A 17,500-nucleotide genomic window follows, 5' to 3' on the forward strand; every position below is an offset into this window, starting at 1 on the left:
CCGCGCCCCCCCCCCGCCCCCCCCCCCCCCCCCCCCCCCCCCCCCCCCCCCCCCCCCCCCCCCCCCCCCCCCCCCCCCCCCCCCCCCCCCCCCCCCCCACGACGGTGTCAGTCTCGGCGCTTCCGTCGTGCCGCAGCCGCGCCTTGCGCCGCAGCTCGGCCAGGTCGTCGCAGACCGCGCAGCCCGGTACGGGCGCGGGCAGCGGCGGCAGTTCCCGGTCCTGGTACGAGGCCACGGCGGCCCGCGCGCGATCGTTGGCCACCCGCGCCCCCGCGCTCAGCCGCTCGGCCTGGGTGGCGGGCCGGACAAGCTTCGGATCCGCCTGCCACTCCCGCCCGCCGCCGATAGGCCGCAGCATCACATACGGTCCGTCATCACCACGGAACTCCCCTACCACGCCCGCCACTTCGTCATACACAAAAGCGCCGCATTCCATGACAACCGGTCCTCTCGGCGAATACCCTCTGTAGTGGGGCATGTCGAGAATGGACCCTGGGCAGGCTGGCACAGCCGGATCAGGGGACGTCGCTCACGGCGTCGCTCCGGTACTTCCACACCTTCCAGAGGGAGTGCGTGATGCCACCAAGAAGGGTGATCACGGGCCGCAGTCAGGAACCGCGCACGCGGTTCGCACAGGAACTGCGGCAACTGCGGCTACACCACAAACTGACCTTCCGGGCCCTGGGCGACGCGCTGGGCTGGGACTGGTCCCTGTTCTCCAAGATGGAGAAAGGCGAGACGATCGGCGGCCCGGAGGTCATCCAGGCGCTGGAGACGTACTACAAGGTGCCAGGGCTGCTCCTGGCGCTCTGGGAGCTGGCGTTGGGGGATCCGACGCAGTTCAAGGAGCGGTACCGGCGGTACATGGCGCTTGAGGCTGAGGCGGTGAGCCTCTGGTACAACGCGGTCGGCGGCGTCCCGGGCTTGCTTCAGACACCGAGCTACGCTCGCGCCCAGCTGAAGTCGGGCGGCCTCGAAGGCGACGAGCTGGAAAGTCAGGTTCGGGCGCGTATAGGGCGACGCGAGCTGCTGGAGGGTCCCGGCGCACCACCCTTCCGAGCGATCCTGTCGGAGACCGTCCTGCGCACACCACCGCTGGGTGGCCAGGACGAGTGGCGCGAACAGCTAGAACACCTGCTGGCCATGAGCCAGCGAAGCAATATCACCCTCCAGGTCGTTCTCCAGTCAGCCGGACTCCATTCGCTGATGAACACTGACGTCATCTTCCTCCGGCTGGCGGATGGGCGTTCTGTGGCCTATGTGGAGACCGCTCACACGGGGGATCTCGTTCAAGATTCGGCCGCTGTTCAGCGTCTGCAACTCGACTACGATCGGACGCGCGATCTGGCCCTTTCCCCGGACCAGACACGGGAGTTCATCATGATAATCCTGAAGGAGATGCCGTGCGATCCGTCGACCTGAGTGACATCACCTGGCGGAAAAGCTCATACAGCAATGCCGACGGCGGCAACTGCCTCGAAGTCTCGGACGGCCTCCCCCTCGTGCCCGTCCGCGACAGCAAGAACCCCACCGGCCCCACGCTCGTCTTCCCGGCGCGCGTCTGGGGAACCTTCGTCGACGGGGTCAAGTAGTCGACTGCTCCATCCATGCGGCGGGTGCCTCCCCTCTCGGGGTGAGGCACCCGCCGCATTTTCGGCATGACGATCAGCAGGCGGGGGAAAACTCGCCGCCGAGATGCGAGCCGATTCCCTAGCTTCCGGAGGCAGCGCCGTGCGATCCGTCGACCTGAGTCACCTCACCTGGCGGAAAAGCTCATACAGCAACGCCGACGGCGGGCAGTGCCTTGAGGTGTCCGACGACCTCCTCCTCCACGCCTCTTGGCGGAAGAGTTCCTACAGCAACGCTGACGGCGGAGAGTGTCTTGAGGTCGCCGACGGCCTCCCCCTCGTCCCCGTCCGCGACAGCAAGAACCCCGACAGGCCCGCGCTCGTCTTCCCGGCGACCGCGTGGGGCGCCTTCGTGAAGGGGATCAAGTGCCCTTAGGGGACACGGTGATGGTGCCGTTCTCCGGGGCGCACGCCTTCGCCTTGAACTCCTCCATCGGGACCAGGGCCGTCGACTCCTCGCCGTCGTCATAGAGGACCATCCCCGGGGTGAGCCGGGCGCGGTCGGCCAGGGTGAAGGAAACGCTGCTCGCCGACCACGAGTTGTCCTTGGTCCACCCGTAGAACGAATAGACGGTCTCGGCGGTGAGCGAGGCGAGCGGTGTGGTCGTGGTCCAGCCGTCGGCGGGGGTGTCCAGGGGCCAGGTGGTCAGTCCCGGCTTAAGGTGGCGGTCGGACGCCCAGGAGCCGACCGTCACGTCCAGGTCGGGGTCCTCGCTGCTCACGTAGAGCGTGGCGCCGTCGATGTGATGACCGCAGACCATCATCACGCCGAGCGGGTGCCCCTCGCCGGACACCGAGATGCCTGCGACGGCGTCCACCGGGACCGTGCACCCCGAGGTCGTGGCCAGGGCCACGCCGACGGCGACCGTACCGACAAGCCGCCGGAACACCGGCCGTGAAGTGATCGACCGCATGACGAGCCCCTCTGTCCGGGGTGCGCGTGTGATGCCCCCTCCCGCTTGATCGTAAGGGTGGTCAGCGGGCCTGCGGCAGGGCTTGCGCGCACCCGTCGTGCGCTCGTCGCCGTCTCCTCGGTCTCTCGGCTCAGGCGGCGGTCCGCTGCTCCCCCTGGGAGCGGCAGCCGCCGCATTTGCCCGGGTGCGGGGAGCGGAAGGCGCGGTCGCAACTGTCGCAGTTCTGGAGGGGGATCGGCCCCGCCGCCCTGGCCGGGACCGGGAGCGGTGGCGGCAGCATGGTCTTCAGGCGGTAGGCGAGCAGGCCGGCCGGGTAGGCCAGGCGGTCCGGCAGGAGGGCCGTGAGGGTGTGGCGTACGCCGTCGGGATGGGCCCCGCGTGCGAACCACGCGTTCACCCCCGGCACCAGCTTGTGCACATCGCGCGCCGAGAGCAACAGGCGGGGGTCGTACCGCCGCAGGCTCATGAGGAGTTCGGCGGCGGGGCCGGAGGGCGGCGGGATGTCCGGGGCCTGGCGCTTCGGCCGCGCACCCGAGGTGTACGTGCGCCTCCCCGCACGGGGTGCACCCTTACGGGCCGGTGCACGGCCCCCCGAAGGCGGCTCGGGGTCGGGGTCGGGATCCGGCTCGGGGCCCGCGTCGGGGTCCGCATCGGGGCCGGGGTCGGAGTAGGGATCCGCATCAAGGGCGGGGTCCGCGTCCGGCTCGGAGCCGGGCTCTGCGGCGGGCGTCCGGGGCCGCTCGGCGGCCGGTACGGCCTCCACCCCCGGCTCGGGCTCCCACTCCGGATCCCAGCGCGCCTCCGGCGCGCTCTTTGCCGCCGGCGCGGGCCCGGTCCGCGGCTGCGGTACGAGCCTTGCCCGCAACGGCCACGCGGGCCCCTGCGCCGCCACGTCCAGGGCGGCTTCCAGGAAGCGTTGCTCCTCCGGGGAAAGGTCCGATTCCGACTCCGACTCTGACTCCGGCTCGGGCTCGGGCTCCGACTCAAGATCCGTTTCCGGCTCCGACTCCGGCTCCGACTCCGGTTCCCCGTCGCCCTCGCCGTCGATCTCGTCGCCCAGACCCGCGATCGCGTTCCAGTAGGCGTCGGGGTGGTTGTAGAAGACCGTGCGGCTGACGATCTTGCCGTTGGGGAGCTTCTCCCGGAAGCGGTGCAGGTAGCCGTACTCCTCCAGCTCGCGCAGCGCCGAGGCGATCCGGATCTCCCCTTCGGGGAAGCGGCCGGCGAGCGAGCGGATGTCCACGGCTTCGCCGTCGCGCAGCGACAGGATGTGGGTGCCGAGACCGATGGCGGTCAGCGACAGCTCCTCGTGCTGGGCCAGTTCGTCGGCGACGCACGAATACCCGTACGTGAGCTTCACGTTGACGTGAATGACACCGGATCGGGTCACAGTCGGGAGGTTCTGCGGCAGGGCACGGCGGCCCCCGCTAAGGTTCTGGGTATCCATCAGGAAGGTGTCTGCTTCCTCGTTGGTCAGGCCCTCGGCTCGGGAGTGCAAGTCCCGCCGGGGGCCGACTTTTTTAGCTTGGCGAGGGCGAGCATATGGCACGCAACAGACCGCAAATCCAGACCACTTGGCACAGTTCACCCATCCAGGTGACAACCACCTCAAGCGTTGCCACGGGGAGGAGGGGTGGGGTGGGGTTGGGTACTTCCCTCCGGTACTTAAGTCTTTGATCGCGTGTGCCACCGGAACATTCACGACCGCCCCGCGCGTTTCCACGTTCCGGCCCCCCACCAGGCCCTTTTCCGGCCCTTCCCCCCGGCCCCCGCTCCCGCCCCCGACCCGGACATGCCAAAGGGGCCGGTCCGAAGACCGGCCCCTTCCGAGGCCCTTGCCGCTCGCGCGCGAGATCAGTCCTTCTCGACGGGCTCCATGCACAGGACGAACTTGTCCGGACCGAGCTCCTGCGCCAGCGCCGACAGTTCGTCGCCGCACTTGTCGAGGTCGAAGGTGCCCTTGTGGACCTGGACGACCTTGTAGAGGTCGGCGCCGCCCTTGGAGCAGTCGGTGGTGTCGACCTTCGGGTCGTTCTCCGAACCGGTGACGGTGACGCACTCGCCGACCTCGGCGTGGACCGGGGCGTCACCCGTGAGGTACGGGATGCCGAGCTTGACGGCGGTGCCGACGACGAGGATCGCGACGAAGCCGCCGACCTTCTTCAGTACGGCGGAACCCTTCTTCTGCGGAGCCGGCTCGGGAGCGGGCATCGGCGCCTGAGGCGGAACCGGGGCACCCTGCGGGTCGGCGAAGGGGTTGGACTGCGGAGGCGTAGTCATCGCGGAATCATCCTTGAACGGCGTGGACATGATCTAACACGCACGCTACAGACCACAAACAGACCAAAAAGGACCTAGATCGATCCGAAACCCAATCAGATACGGACTCGTAATTTTGCGGCGCACATCACACCCTCAGGGGCGGTGTGTCGGTCAGAGGTCGGACGACCCCACCTCATAGGGCCGAACGGCCCTCCCTGTGGATAACTCGCCCGCGATTCGATCTTTAACATGACCGGTCATCACGACGACTACCACGCGCTCCTCGCCCGACGTGAGGCGATGAAGCTGCGGGACAACCTCCTTCGGCCTTCCCGTTCGACTGGAGGGGACAACGGGCACCCGCCCGCCCCCGTCCAGCCGTACGACGGCGCGGCCGACCAGGAGGCGATCACCCGGAGCCTCGCCGCGGTGACCCCCTTCGGCACGCTCATCAACCGCCTATACGAGGCGATGTTCAGCCAGCACCCGTATCTGCGGCAGCTCTTCCCGGACTCGATGGAGTTCCAGCAGGCCCACCTTGAGAAGGCCTTCTGGTACATGATCGACCACCTCGACCGGCCGGACGAGCTCACCGCGGCCTTCGCCCAGCTCGGCCGCGACCACCGCAGGCTCGGGGTTCTTCCCGTGCACTACGAGGTGTTCGAGGCCTCTCTGGTCACGGCCCTGCGCGCGTGCGCGGGCCACGCCTGGACGGCCGAGGCCGAGCAGGCGTGGGTCCGGATGACACGTACGGTCTCCGCCGCCATGGTGAACGGCGCCCAACGCGCCGTCGGCGAGCCCGTGTCGTGGAACGCGACCGTCACCGAACACGAGCGGCGCGGCGCCGACCTGGCCGTCATCCGGGTGCGGCCGGCCGAGCCGTACCCCTTCCGCGCCGGTCAGTACGCGCGCGTGGAATCGCCCATGCTGCCGCACACCTGGCGGCCGTACACCCCCGCCTGTGTGCCCGGCGAGGAGCTGGAGTTCCACGTCCGGCGCACCGGCCCCGGCGGCGTCAGCGACGCGCTCGTCACCCAGACGCGCGTCGGCGACGAACTGCGCCTCGGCCCCGCCCAGGGCCACGCCACGCTCGACGAACAGCTCGACCGGGACATCCTGATCGTCACGGGCGGCACCGGCTGGGCCAGCGCCAAGGGCCTCCTCCAGGAGCTCTCCCACCGCCGCCCGGCGGGCCTGTCCGCGCACCTCTTCCTGGGCTCGCGGACGGAGGCGGAACTGTACGACGAGACCGCCCTCGCGCGTCTGGAGGAGCGCTGCCCGTGGCTGCGCGTCACCCGCGTCATCGACGACGGGCGCCACGGCGACCTGCTCATGGACACCGTCCTCAAGGCCGGTGCCGGGGCCGCCGGTTCGGGCTCCGCGTCCGGCTCCGGGTCCACGTCCGGGGCCGGGGGTGCCGACTGGTCGCGGCACACCGTCTTCGTCAGCGGTCCGGCCGGGCTTGTGGCCTCGGCCGGCTGGCGCTTCACGGAGGCGGGCGTCCCGCAGGACCGGATCCGTCACGACCCGCTGCCCGTGACCTCCACCGGCGGCGCCCAGAACACCCCCTCGGCGCACTCCGTCCCCTCGGCCCACTCGGCCCCGCAGGGCCTGACCACCCAGGGGTTCACGGCGCCCGCGCAGACGCACTTCGCCGCCGGGGCGGCGGCCCAGCTCTGACGATCCCCTAAGGGACGACAGGGCGTGCGCGGTCAGCGGTAAGGGCCACCCATCTGGCGCTGGCGGTCGAGCGCGCGACGCAGTTCGGCCGCCAGCGGGTGATACGGGCCGTGCGCGCGCTCGACGTCGTACAGCAACGCGCCCAGATCGGCGGCGGCCGCCGCGTGATCGCCCGTCGCGAGCAGCAGCAGACCGATCCGGTAGCGGATGTCGAAACTCCGCTCGCCGGGCTCGTGGTACGTCAGCAGGGCGCGGTACTCCGCGAGCGCCGCGCCCGTCTCGCCCACCTGCTCCAGGCACTGGGCCACGTCGTAACGGAACCGCAGGGCCTGCGGATCGGATGGTCCCGCCGCCGCCTCGCGGTCGGCGACGAGCCGACGCAGCTCGGGCAGGGCGCGGCGGTACTGGCCGTCGTCCATCAGCGTGCTCGCGTACTGCTTGCGCAGGATGCCGACCACCGGCGAGTGCTCGCCGTGCTCGGCGGCGGCGGCCGGAAGGATGCCGCCGAGGACGTCCACGGCCCGCGTGATCGACCCCTCGCCGAGCAGCCGCTTCACCTCGTCCACGGCCGCCGCCACATCCGGCTTCGCGGGGGCGGGGGCGGGGGTGGGAGCGGGGACGGGCGTGAAGGCGGGGCCGGACACGAACAGCCTCGGGTCCGCGGCCGGAACCGCTGCCGGGGCGAACGGCGGGGGGCTCGGCGGCGCGGGTGCGGGCACGGGTACCGGCACGGGCGCGGGCACCGGTACGGGCGCGGGCACCGGTACGGGCGCGGGCTGGGGGGCCGTGGCGCGTTCCGGCCACGGCGCGTGCGGCCGGCGGAACGGCCGGGTCGGATCCAGCGGCGCCGACGGCCCCGGTGCGCCGTGCGCGGGCAGCAGCGGCGACAACCGCTCGTACACCTCCTGCGCCCCCGACGGCCGGTCCTGCGGATCCTTCGCCAGCAGCCGCAGTACCAGCGCCTCCAGCTCCGCCGGGACCTCGGGGCGGGTCCGGCGTACCGGCTCGGGTGCCTCGTACAGATGCCTATGCAGCACCCCGAGCGCGGTGGAACCCGCGAAGGGGACGGTGCCGCTGAGGAGTTCGTGCAGCAGCACACCGAGCGCGTAGAGATCGGTGTACGGGCCGACGGCCCCGCCCATGGCCTGCTCGGGCGCCATGTACGCGGGGGTGCCGATGGGCGAGCCGGTGTGGGTGAGGCGGGTGGTGTCGGAGTCCAGGACGGACGCCACACCGAGGTCGAGGACGGTGACTGAACCGTCCGGGCGGACCATCACATTGCCCGGCTTGAGGTCGCGGTGCACGATCGGGACCGCGTGCACGGCGGCCAGCACCGCGCACAGCTGGGCGGCGACGGAAACCGCCCACTGCCAGGGGTACGGCTCGTTCTCGGCCAGGTGGTCGGCGAGGTCCGCGCCCTGGACGTACTGCATGACGAGATACAGGTCGTCGCCGTCGCTGCCCGCGTCGTGCACGGTGACCAGACCGGGATGGTCGACCCGGGCGGTCACCCGGCACTCGCGCACGAAACGGCGGCGCAGCTCGTCGGCGGCGGTGGCGGGGCCGCTGAGGCCGGCGGGCTGGAGCAGCTTCACGGCCACCCGGCGGTCGAGCCGTCCGTCGTACGCCGTCCAGACCTGGCCCATGCCGCCCTGGCCGATCAGGGTGGCCAGCTCGTAACGGCCCGCGATGATCCGACCGTTCACCGGCCGCCGCCCTCGTCCTTGCGCAGCAGGTCGCTCAGCTCGTCGAGTTCGGCGCGGACCTGGTCGATGCGGGCGGTGGAGGGGGCGGGGGGAACGGCCGGGGTGGCCGGGGGCATGGCCGTCGGCTGGGGCTGGGGCTGGGGCTGGGGCTGGGGGTAGCCGTATCCGGGCTGGGTCTGGAGGTGGTGGAACTGGTGGGGCGGGAGCTGCGGAGCCTGCTGCGGGACCGTCCGCGCGTACGGGTTGTACGGCTCCACAGGCGCGAATCCGGGCCGGACGTCGGCCCGCCGGGGCCGCCGGCGGCCGCCCTGGCGCAGATCCACCACCAGGAAGTACGCCGTGAACGCCACCGCGCACAGCAGCACCGCCCCGACGATCAGATCGCCCGTGAGCGAGGTGTCGTTCTCGTCCGGCATCAGCACGATGCCGACGACGAAGACCGCCACCGACAGCACGAACAGCACCCAGTCCAGGACGCGTCGGGTCATCAGCGCGATGCGCAGCGCCGTACCCCAGGTCAGCAGCCCGAGGGAGAGCAGCGGCAGCAGGGCGAACAGCACCCGCAGCACGATCACCGACGCCGGCACACCGCGCTGTCGCTGCGGCGGCGTGGGCGGCGGAAAGCCCTGGCCGTACATTCCTGCTCCCGGTTCGAACCTGCTGTCGAAGACATCTGAGACGAGCGTATACACGGACTCGGGCCGGGGCCCAAGGGTTGTACGGGCCGGGGCCCGGACCGCCCGGATCGGGGACGGACCAGGGGCGCCCCCCAGGGCACGTCAGGGGCGGCCCCGGGGCGCGTCGCGGGACCGCCCGGGGCACGTCGGTGGCTGCTCGGGGGCGCCCCCGAGCGCGAATCAGGGTCAGGTCAGGGAGCGACCGTGCCGTCCGCCAGGCCGTCGTACAAACCCTGCATCAGCTGTTCACCGAGCCGGCCCGCCAGCCGCAGCGCCTCCTCGAACTCCGCCAGGGCCTTGAACCGCGCGCCGTACCGCCGCTGCTGAGCGAGCGGCAGCCGGGGCAGCTGGAGGCGGCGGACGTCGAGCCGGGTGGCGGTGGAGGCGTACGAGCTGGCCTGACGGCTGTTGGCGGTCGCCCGCAGGAACCCGGCCAGGAACCAGGGGTCGAGCGCCGCCGGGTCGGGGCGCAGCAGGTGCACGTTGCGGCCGAGGGCGGCACCGGCCGAGGCCGCGTCGACGACCCTGGCGACCGCCCCGCCGCCGAGGACGGGCACGACGACGTCGCCGGCGGCGAGCAGCGCCGGTTCCTCGGCGCTCTCACCCGGCGCCGCCTCGGACAGCACACCGGAGGGCGGGAGGGCGGCGAGGACGTCGGTGTCGGTGAGGACGGCGACGGGCGCGGCCCCGGCGCGGACCGTGCCGGAGCCGCCGGCGCGCAGCACGAGGGCGCCCGCGCGGGCGAGTTCGCCGACCGTCGTGACGGGCCCGGGGCCCGGGGCGGCCGCACCGGGCGCGAGCGCGGTGTCGGCGGCGGGCGGCGGGGTCAGCTCGCGGGTCCGGAGCAGGGTCTGGGTCAGCCGGGCGCGGATCTGGTCGAGCTGCGCCGCGCCCTCGGCGGCGGCCGGCGGCGGGAGGTGGCGGGCGGGGGTCAGGTCCACGTCCTGGTCGAGCAGGTCGACCACGGGCAGTGAACGGCTCTCGCCCGGCGTCTCGGCGAGCGTGCCGTCCGCGTCGAACGCGCGCCAGGCGGCGAGGACCGCGCTCTCGACGGCGGGCCAGTCGAGCCGGTCCCGGCCACCCCCGCCGCCCCCGGTGCCGGTGCTCGCGCCGGGGCCGGTCGCCGGGTTCGCGGCGCCGGTCTGGGCGGCGGCGCCGGAGGCACCGGCCGTGTCGACGAGGAGGAGTTCGGCGGGCGGGCGGGCCCCGGCGACGGGGCGGCGCAGCACCCAGAGGTGCAGCGGGATGCCGTACGGGGGCGCGGCGCCGGGCGGCAGCGCGACGATGGCGCGCAGGGCGCCCCGGCGCAGCAGGTCGGCGCGGATCCGGCGGCCGGAGCGGCGGGAGGTGGCGGCCGGCGGCATCAGCAGGACGGCGGTGCCGCCGGGGCGCAGCCGGGCCAAGGCGTGCTGGACCCAGGCAAGTTCGGACTCCGTACGGGCCGGGAAGCCGTACTCCCAGCGGGCGTCGTAGGCCAGTTCGTCGTGGCCCCAGTTGCGCTCGTTGAAGGGCGGGTGGCAGACGACGGCGTCGGCGGCGAGGGACGGGAACGCGTCGGCGCGGAGGGTGTCGCCGGGCAGGACGCGCACCTCGGGGGCTGCGGGGCCGTCGGGACTTTCGGAGGCCGGGGTGGGGGCCGGGGTGGGCTCGGTGAGGGCGAGGCGCAGAGCGGTGAGGGCGGCGAGATCGGCGTCGGCGTCCTGGCCGTAGAAGGCGGGGGCTGCCTCGGGGGCTTTCGCACCCGGTACGGCCTGGGCGGCCTGGGCCGTGGCGGCGGCGCGGAGGAGGGCGCCGGTGCCGCAGGCGGGGTCGAGCACGGTGGCGGCCCGGCCGGCGAGCGCCACCATCAGGGCGGCCGGGCCGGGCGGGGTGAGGGTGAACTGACGCGGATTGGCGTCGAGTTGGCGCCCGAGAAGGAACTCGAAGACCGGGCCGGGGCCCCCCAGGCCGCCCGCCGCGGCCTGGGCGAGTTCGGTCACCCCGCGCAGGAGCGGGACGGCAGGGGCCAGGTCACGGGCGGTGGGGGTACGGACCGCCCGTTGGGCACCCAGGCGCGCGGTCAGCACCTCGTCCAGGGGGCCTGGCAGGACCTCCGCCAGCCGCTCGTCGGGGGTGGCGGCGAGGGTGGGGCGGGCGGCGGGCCGGTCGCGGAGGAGGAGCAGGACGCAGCCCGCGTGCGCGAGGGCGACGAGGGGGCCCGCCGGGTGGCCGGCGATCTGCTGCCAGACGCGTTCACGCGGCGGGACCTCGGCGAGTTTGCCCTGGTCGCGCAGCCACGCCTCGACCTCGCCGAGCGCGAAGGACGGGCTGGTCTCCGTACCGCCGACGGGCTTCGGGAAGTCGGAGTGGCGGCGGCGCCAGTTGCTCACGGCGGCCCGGCCGACGCCCGCGAGGCGGGCGATGCCCGCGGCGGTCACCTCGGCCCCGGCGGTGTTCTCCGGGGTGTCCGGGCGCTCCGGGCGCTCCGTGTTCTCCCGCATGTGCCACTCCTCTCGTCCGGCCCTGTGTGACTCCCGATCTTACTGATGAACACGCTCGACAACCCTTCACAGCGTGAGCCGACTCGTTTTCCGTGAACCGTGTTGACTCGGTTCACACGCTCTGCTGTGATTGACCCATCGCGCCAGACATTCACTGTCCGGGAGGACACACCCATGTCGTACGACACGCAGCTCCCACAGCACCCGGCTCCGGTGGCGGCCATGCGCAACGGACTCGGCACCGCCGCCCTGATCCTCGGCATCATCGGCACGGTCTCCGGCCTGATCCCGCTGTTCTTCTGGATGGCCGGCATCCTCGGCCTGATCGCGCTGATCCTGGGCCTGGTCGGCCGGGGCCGGGCCAAGCGCGGCGAGGCGAACAACAAGGGGATGGCGCTGACCGGCGCCCTCCTGGGCCTGGCGGCCCTGATCCTCTCGGTGGTCGGCGCGGTCATCACGTTCACGGCGGTCAGCGACGCGGTCAACGAGATCGACAAGGCGGTCAAGGACACCGCCCCCAAGACCCCGGGCAAGGAATCCGGCAAGGGCGGGAGCGGCAAGGGCGGCGACAGCGCCAAGGACGAGGCGCTCGCGGGCGGCGACAGCTCGGTCTACGACGACGATCTGAAGGTCACGGTCTCCGAGGCCACGCCGTACACGCCCGACCAGTTCGCCATCGGCCACACCAAGGGCAACAAGGCGTACCAGGTCACCGTCACCATCGAGAACGGCGGCAAGAAGAAGTTCGACAGCACCCTGACGACCCTCACCGCCCGCGCCGGCGCCGAGGGCAAGGACGCCGGGGAGATCACGGACGAGAAGGTCGGCGAGGGCTTCAGCGGCGCCATCCTGCCCGGCAAGAAGGCCACGGCGACCTACGCCTTCGACGCCCCGGCCGACGCCAAGGACCTCTCGGTCGAGGTCAGCCCGGGCTTCGCGTACGACGGCTCGCAGTGGGAGCTGAAGGTCGGCTGACGGCCTCCGTACCGCTCATACGCATCACTCACACGCACCATGCGCACCACACGCATCACGGGCACACCGCGCGCACCCTGCGCATCGCCTGAAGCATCCGCCACACCCGCACCGCCCCCTCCCCCTCTCGCACGGAGAACCACCATGCTCGCCGCCAGCCGACCCCGCCGCCGCCTCCGCCGCCGCGCCGCTCTCACCGCCACCGCCCTGTGCACCGCCGCCCTCGCCCTCGGCGCGACCGCGTGCGGCCCCCTGTCCGGGCCCGAGGCCACCGGACCGTTCGGGAACATGACGGGCGCTCAGATATCCGACAAGGCGCTCGCGGCGACCAAGGGCGCGGATTCCCTCACCATGGACGTCAATATGCGCATGTCGGACGGCCGCGTGAAGGCGAAGGTCTCCACCGACCGCGAGGGCCGGTGCGTCGGCACGATCCAGGTCGGCGGCACCGGTTCGGCCGACCTGATCCGTACCGCCGACAAGGCCGCCTACATCCGCTTCGACGAGCGGATGATCAAGGGGCAGGTCGAGGGCGAGTCGGCCGAGGTCCAGGCGGCCGTGCTGAAGGAGCTCAAGGGCCGCTGGATGAAGGTCGACCCCAAGGACCCCGACATGAAGGACATGCTCCATCTCTGCGGGCTCCACGAACTCCTCGCCGACTTCGAGACCTCCTCCGGCGCCGGCACGGTGAAGGACGCGGAGACGACGCTCGACGGGAAGAAGGCGCTGGTCCTCACCCAGCGCGAGGGCGGCGAGAAGACCACCGCGTACGTGGCGACGGAGGGCACGCCGTACCTCCTGAAGATCGGCGTGACCGGGGGCAAGGAGCCGGGGACGATCGGCTTCTCGGACTTCGGCAAGCCGGTGCGGGTCACGGCTCCGGCGAAGAAGGACATGGTCGACGAGAAGATGCTCGGCTGACCGGCCCGAGGGGGTAAGGCCCAGGGGGTCCGGGGGACTCAGGGGGATCCAGGATCCGGGGGGATCCGGAAGTGCGCGAAGGGGGTGAAGGCCGTCACCGGGGAACGGCCTTCACCCCCTTCGCGTGCTTCCGTGGAACAACTTCAGAGACGGTGGCGGACCCAGACGTTCGGCTCGACGTACACCGCGTAGCCGGCGGTGGTGTCGCAGTGCACGGGGATCAGGGCGCCGGGGACCTCGACCGGGCCGTCGGTGTCGAACGGCAGGCCGGTCCAGCCGCGCCACTGCTCCAGCGAGCCGCCGATGGTCATCGACGCGGGCGCCACCTTCTCCACCGTGCCGCCCGCGCGGACGTGGACGCGCAGCCACGGGTCGTGCGGCAGACCGTCGGACTCGCGGGTCCGGAAGGCGTACTCATGGAGGGACGAACGCGCCTCCAGGTGCTTGCCGTTGGGGCGGACCGGGGCGACCAGCTCGGTGTGGCCGAGCCGCTGGGCGTTGGCGCGCATCGCCGCCAGCATGCGGTGCGAGATGCCCTGGCCGAGCACGCTCGTCTCCACGGTGATCTCGATCGCGCTGACGGTGTCGGGCTCGCGCTTGGCCCGCAGGTCCGAGAACGCCCAGAGCAGCACCTGGTCCCAGCCGGTGTCGGGCAGTTCGCCGCGCTCTTCGGCCGCGAGCCGGAACGGCACGCTGAACCCGCGCGCGACGACCGGGCCGTCCGCCCCGTCGGTAGCGACCAGGACGTACTCGGGGAAGTCGGTGACGATCCGGCCCATGTACCCCCAGCCGACCGGGTCGTGCATCATGAACTCCGGCCAGAGGTGCTTCATGTCCCACAGCTTGCCCAGAAGCCCCGGACGTTCGGCGAGAGTCGTGATGTTCAGATCCATGCGGGGCAGGCTAGCGGCAGGGCACTGATCAGGAGAAACGATTTACCTGAGGCGCCCGCGCTCCCCGACGATCCGTACAGCGACCGTGACCGCGCGCCGCTCGTCCCGTCCCGGCGCGCCGGCCGGAGCCCACACCAGGACGGGACGAGCGTACGAGTCCGTCAGGACCCGAGGATCTCCGCCAGGAACTCGCCCGTCCACGCCAGGAGTTCACGGCCCACGACCGGTTTGCCGCCGATCTTGCCGGTCGTCGGGCGCGGGACCAGGATCTGGTGGACGGCCGGCTTCATGACCGTACGCGGGTACAGGCGCTTCAGGCGCAGCTCCTGCGACTCGCGCAACTCCACCGGCGCGAAGCGGATGTTCGGGCCCTGGAGCACGATCTCGCCGACGCCGCAGGCGCGGGCCAGCATCCGCAGGCCGGCGACGAGCAGGAGGTTCTCGACGGGCTCGGGCAACTTGCCGTAGCGGTCGGTCAGTTCCTCCCGTACCGCCTTGACGTCCTCCTCCGAGTTCGCCGAGGCGATCGCCCGGTACGCCGCCAGGCGCAGCCGCTCGCCCGGCGCGTAGTCGTGCGGGACGTGCGCGTCGACCGGCAGCTCGATCTTCACCTCCAGCGGCGGCTCCTCCTCCACGCCGCCCTCCAGGGACGCCCGGTAGTCGGCCACGGCCTCGCCGACCATCCGTACGTACAGATCGAAGCCGACGCCCGCGATGTGGCCGGACTGCTCGCCGCCGAGCAGATTGCCCGCGCCGCGGATCTCCAGGTCCTTCATGGCCACGTACATGCCCGCGCCCATCTCGGTGTGCTGGGCGATCGTCGCCAGCCGCTCGTGCGCGGTCTCCGTCAGCGGCTTCTCCGGCGGGTACAGGAAGTAGGCGTAGCCGCGCTCGCGGCTCCGGCCGACCCGGCCGCGCAGCTGGTGCAGCTGCGACAGACCGAAGTTGTCGCCGCGCTCCACGATCAGCGTGTTGGCGTTGGAGATGTCGATGCCGGACTCCACGATCGTGGTCGACACCAGCACGTCGAACTTCTTCTCCCAGAAGTCCACCACGACCTGCTCCAGGGCCTGTTCGGACATCTGGCCGTGCGCCGTCGCGATCCGCGCCTCCGGCACGATCTCGCGCAGCCGGGCGGCGGCACGGTCGATCGACTCGACCCGGTTGTGGATGTAGAAGACCTGGCCCTCGCGCAGCAGTTCGCGGCGGACCGCCGCGCCGATCTGCTTCTCCTCGTACGGGCCGACGAAGGTCAGTACCGGGTGGCGCTCCTCCGGCGGCGTGGTGATCGTCGACATCTCGCGGATGCCGGTGACCGCCATCTCCAGCGTCCGGGGGATGGGGGTGGCGGACATGGTGAGGACGTCGACGTTGGCGCGCAGCTTCTTCAGCTGCTCCTTGTGCTCGACGCCGAACCGCTGCTCCTCGTCGACGATGACCAGGCCCAGATCCTTGAACTTCGTCTCGGAGGAGAAGAGACGGTGGGTGCCGATGACGACGTCCACCGAGCCCTCGCGCAGGCCTTCCAGCGTCGCCTTCGCCTCCGTGTCCGTCTGGAAACGCGACAACGCCCGGACATTGACCGGGAATTGGGAGTAGCGCTCGGAGAACGTACCGAAGTGCTGCTGCACAAGGAGCGTGGTGGGCACGAGGACCGCGACCTGCTTGCCGTCCTGCACCGCCTTGAACGCCGCCCGTACCGCGATCTCCGTCTTGCCGTAACCGACGTCGCCACAGATCAGCCGGTCCATCGGGATCGACTTCTCCATGTCCTCCTTGACCTCGGCGATCGTCGACAGCTGGTCCGGCGTCTCCGCGTACGGGAACGCGTCCTCCAGCTCCCGCTGCCACGGCGTGTCCGCGCCGAACGCGTGCCCCGGCGCCGCCATCCGCGCGCTGTACAGCTTGATCAGATCGGCGGCGATCTCCTTGACCGCCTTCTTCGCGCGCGCCTTCGTCTTCGTCCAGTCCGCCCCGCCCAGCCGGTGCAGCGTCGGCGCCTCGCCACCCACGTACTTGGTGACCTGCTCCAGCTGGTCCGTCGGGATGTACAGCCGGTCGCCGGGCTGGCCCCGCTTCGCCGGCGCGTACTCCACCAGCAGATACTCGCGCGTCGCGCCCTGCACCGTACGCTGCACCATCTCGATGTAGCGGCCCACACCATGCTGCTCGTGGACGATGTAGTCGCCCGCCTCCAGCGTCAGCGGATCGATCGTCTTCCGCCGCTTCGCCGGCATCCGCCGGCCGTCCTTGCCCGCCGCCTTCTGACCGGTCAGATCGGTCTCCGTCAGCACCGCGAGCCGCAGCGCCGGATCGACGAAGCCGTAGTCGATCGACCCGCACGAGACATGGACGACGGAGGGCGACAGCGCGGCGGCATCCGGCAGGTCCGGATCCAGCCGGGCCGGGACCCCCTCGCCCGACAGCACCTCGGCCGTACGGGACGCCGGGCCGTGCGCCTCCGTCACGTACACCGTGCGCCAGCCGTCCGCCAGCCAGCCCTTCGTGTCCGCGAGCGCCCGCGCCGTGTCCCCGCGATACGCCTCCGGGGCACGCATGCCGAGCTTGAGCGTGTCGGCACCCCCGTTCGCCGACGGGTCGTCCGCCGCGAACGGCGACACCGACCACCACATCATCCCCAACTCGCGCGCCCGGTCCCGGACATCCGCGATCCCCCACAGCGACGCCGCGCCCACGTCGATCGGCGCCTCGCCGCCGCCCGCCGTCGCCGCCCACGACGCCGCCAGGAACTCCTGGCTCGTCGCGACGAGATCGGCGGCGCGGGTACGGACCCGCTCCGGGTCGCAGACCACCGCCATCGCCCCGGCGGGCAGCACGTCGAGCAGCAGCTCCATGTCGTCCACCAGCACCGGAGCCAGCGACTCCATGCCGTCGACCGCGATCCCCTCGGCGATCTTCCCGAGCAGCTCGCCCAGCTCCGGATGCTCCTCCGCCAGCGCCGCGGCCCGCTCCCGCACCTCGTCCGTCAGCAGCAGCTCACGGCACGGCGGCGCCCACAGACCGTGCTCCGCCACCTCCAGCGACCGCTGGTCCGCCACCTTGAAGTAACGGATCTCCTCGACGTCGTCGCCCCAGAACTCGATCCGGAGCGGATGCTCCTCCGTCGGCGGGAACACATCCAGGATCCCGCCGCGGACCGCGAACTCGCCCCGCTTCTCCACTAGTTCGACCCGCGAGTACGCGGCGGCCGCGAGACCCGCGACGATCTGCTCCAGATCCGCCTGCTGCCCGGTGCGCAGCGCCACCGGCTCCAGATCGCCCAGCCCCTTCACCTGCGGCTGCAGCACCGAACGCACCGGCGCGACCACCACACTGACCTTGCCCGCCGCAGGGTCGTCCGGCG

The 17,500-nt window shown here is 71.9% G+C and carries 14 protein-coding genes (1 of these 14 cut by a window edge); 6 read left to right on the forward strand and 8 right to left on the reverse strand.

The window, feature by feature from the left end:
* Positions 1-576 precede the first annotated feature (576 nt).
* The 3 genes from ACGFRB_RS18405 to ACGFRB_RS18415 all read left to right on the forward strand — a co-directional run bounded on the left by ACGFRB_RS18405 (position 577) and on the right by ACGFRB_RS18415 (position 2,004).
* Positions 577-1,422, forward strand: a complete 846-nt coding sequence (locus ACGFRB_RS18405) for a helix-turn-helix domain-containing protein (protein ID WP_393244180.1) — start codon at positions 577-579, stop codon at positions 1,420-1,422.
* Positions 1,404-1,592: a DUF397 domain-containing protein gene (locus ACGFRB_RS18410; protein WP_393244182.1), complete on the forward strand. Its 189-nt coding sequence runs from the start codon at positions 1,404-1,406 to the stop codon at positions 1,590-1,592. The genes ACGFRB_RS18405 and ACGFRB_RS18410 overlap by 19 nt, the downstream gene beginning before the upstream one ends.
* A gap of 139 nt (positions 1,593-1,731) precedes the next feature.
* Positions 1,732-2,004 carry a DUF397 domain-containing protein gene (locus tag ACGFRB_RS18415; RefSeq protein WP_393244184.1) on the forward strand — a complete coding sequence of 91 codons (273 nt, stop codon included), beginning with the start codon at positions 1,732-1,734 and terminating at the stop codon, positions 2,002-2,004.
* Here ACGFRB_RS18415 and ACGFRB_RS18420 read toward each other — a convergent pair.
* The 3 genes from ACGFRB_RS18420 to ACGFRB_RS18430 form a co-directional block, all read right to left on the reverse strand.
* The gene (locus tag ACGFRB_RS18420) at positions 1,991-2,542 is read right to left on the reverse strand and encodes a hypothetical protein (RefSeq protein ID WP_393244186.1); all 552 of its coding nucleotides are present in this window, start codon (positions 2,540-2,542) and stop codon (positions 1,991-1,993) included. The two genes, ACGFRB_RS18415 and ACGFRB_RS18420, sit on opposite strands and share 14 nt — an antisense overlap.
* A 130-nt stretch (positions 2,543-2,672) precedes the next feature.
* Positions 2,673-3,932: a hypothetical protein gene (locus tag ACGFRB_RS18425; RefSeq protein WP_393244188.1), complete on the reverse strand. Its 1,260-nt coding sequence runs from the start codon at positions 3,930-3,932 to the stop codon at positions 2,673-2,675.
* Positions 3,933-4,396: 464 nt separating this feature from the next.
* Positions 4,397-4,822 carry a hypothetical protein gene (locus ACGFRB_RS18430; RefSeq protein ID WP_363003132.1) on the reverse strand — a complete coding sequence of 142 codons (426 nt, stop codon included), beginning with the start codon at positions 4,820-4,822 and terminating at the stop codon, positions 4,397-4,399.
* Positions 4,823-5,053: 231 nt separating this feature from the next.
* On the opposite strand from ACGFRB_RS18430, the gene ACGFRB_RS18435 reads away from it, so the two are divergent.
* On the forward strand, positions 5,054-6,484 hold the full coding sequence (locus ACGFRB_RS18435; protein ID WP_393244190.1) for a globin domain-containing protein: 1,431 nt from the start codon (positions 5,054-5,056) through the stop codon (positions 6,482-6,484).
* A gap of 32 nt (positions 6,485-6,516) precedes the next feature.
* Here the strand turns inward: ACGFRB_RS18435 and ACGFRB_RS18440 are convergent, their stop codons facing one another.
* The 3 genes from ACGFRB_RS18440 to ACGFRB_RS18450 all read right to left on the reverse strand — a co-directional run bounded on the left by ACGFRB_RS18440 (position 6,517) and on the right by ACGFRB_RS18450 (position 11,284).
* The gene (locus ACGFRB_RS18440; RefSeq protein WP_393244192.1) at positions 6,517-8,190 is read right to left on the reverse strand and encodes a protein kinase; all 1,674 of its coding nucleotides are present in this window, start codon (positions 8,188-8,190) and stop codon (positions 6,517-6,519) included.
* Positions 8,187-8,828 (reverse strand): hypothetical protein, encoded by a 642-nt coding sequence (locus tag ACGFRB_RS18445; RefSeq protein ID WP_393244194.1) that lies wholly within the window; start codon positions 8,826-8,828, stop codon positions 8,187-8,189. The genes ACGFRB_RS18440 and ACGFRB_RS18445 overlap by 4 nt, the downstream gene beginning before the upstream one ends.
* 230 nt (positions 8,829-9,058) lie before the next feature.
* Complete coding sequence (locus tag ACGFRB_RS18450) at positions 9,059-11,284, reverse strand: N-6 DNA methylase (RefSeq protein ID WP_393244612.1); 2,226 nt, start codon at positions 11,282-11,284, stop codon at positions 9,059-9,061.
* Positions 11,285-11,521: 237 nt separating this feature from the next.
* On the opposite strand from ACGFRB_RS18450, the gene ACGFRB_RS18455 reads away from it, so the two are divergent.
* Entirely contained in the window at positions 11,522-12,322 is an 801-nt protein-coding gene (locus ACGFRB_RS18455) for a DUF4352 domain-containing protein (protein WP_363003124.1), read from the forward strand.
* Positions 12,323-12,466: 144 nt separating this feature from the next.
* Entirely contained in the window at positions 12,467-13,243 is a 777-nt protein-coding gene (locus tag ACGFRB_RS18460; protein ID WP_393244196.1) for a hypothetical protein, read from the forward strand.
* A 143-nt stretch (positions 13,244-13,386) separates the two neighbouring features.
* On the opposite strand, the gene ACGFRB_RS18465 is transcribed toward ACGFRB_RS18460, so the two are convergent.
* Together ACGFRB_RS18465 and mfd are read right to left on the reverse strand one after the other, a co-directional pair.
* Positions 13,387-14,136, reverse strand: a complete 750-nt coding sequence (locus tag ACGFRB_RS18465) for an N-acetyltransferase (RefSeq protein ID WP_393244198.1) — start codon at positions 14,134-14,136, stop codon at positions 13,387-13,389.
* 161 nt (positions 14,137-14,297) lie between these two features.
* On the reverse strand, positions 14,298-17,500 hold the 3' portion of the coding sequence (mfd, locus tag ACGFRB_RS18470) for a transcription-repair coupling factor (RefSeq protein WP_393244200.1). The gene runs 346 nt beyond the window's last position; only the last 3,203 of its 3,549 coding nucleotides appear in the window; the start codon falls outside the window, past its right edge — the gene reads right to left on this strand; it ends in the stop codon at positions 14,298-14,300.

This window comes from Streptomyces sp. NPDC048718, assembly GCF_043198875.1.
Taxonomy (GTDB): domain Bacteria; phylum Actinomycetota; class Actinomycetes; order Streptomycetales; family Streptomycetaceae; genus Streptomyces.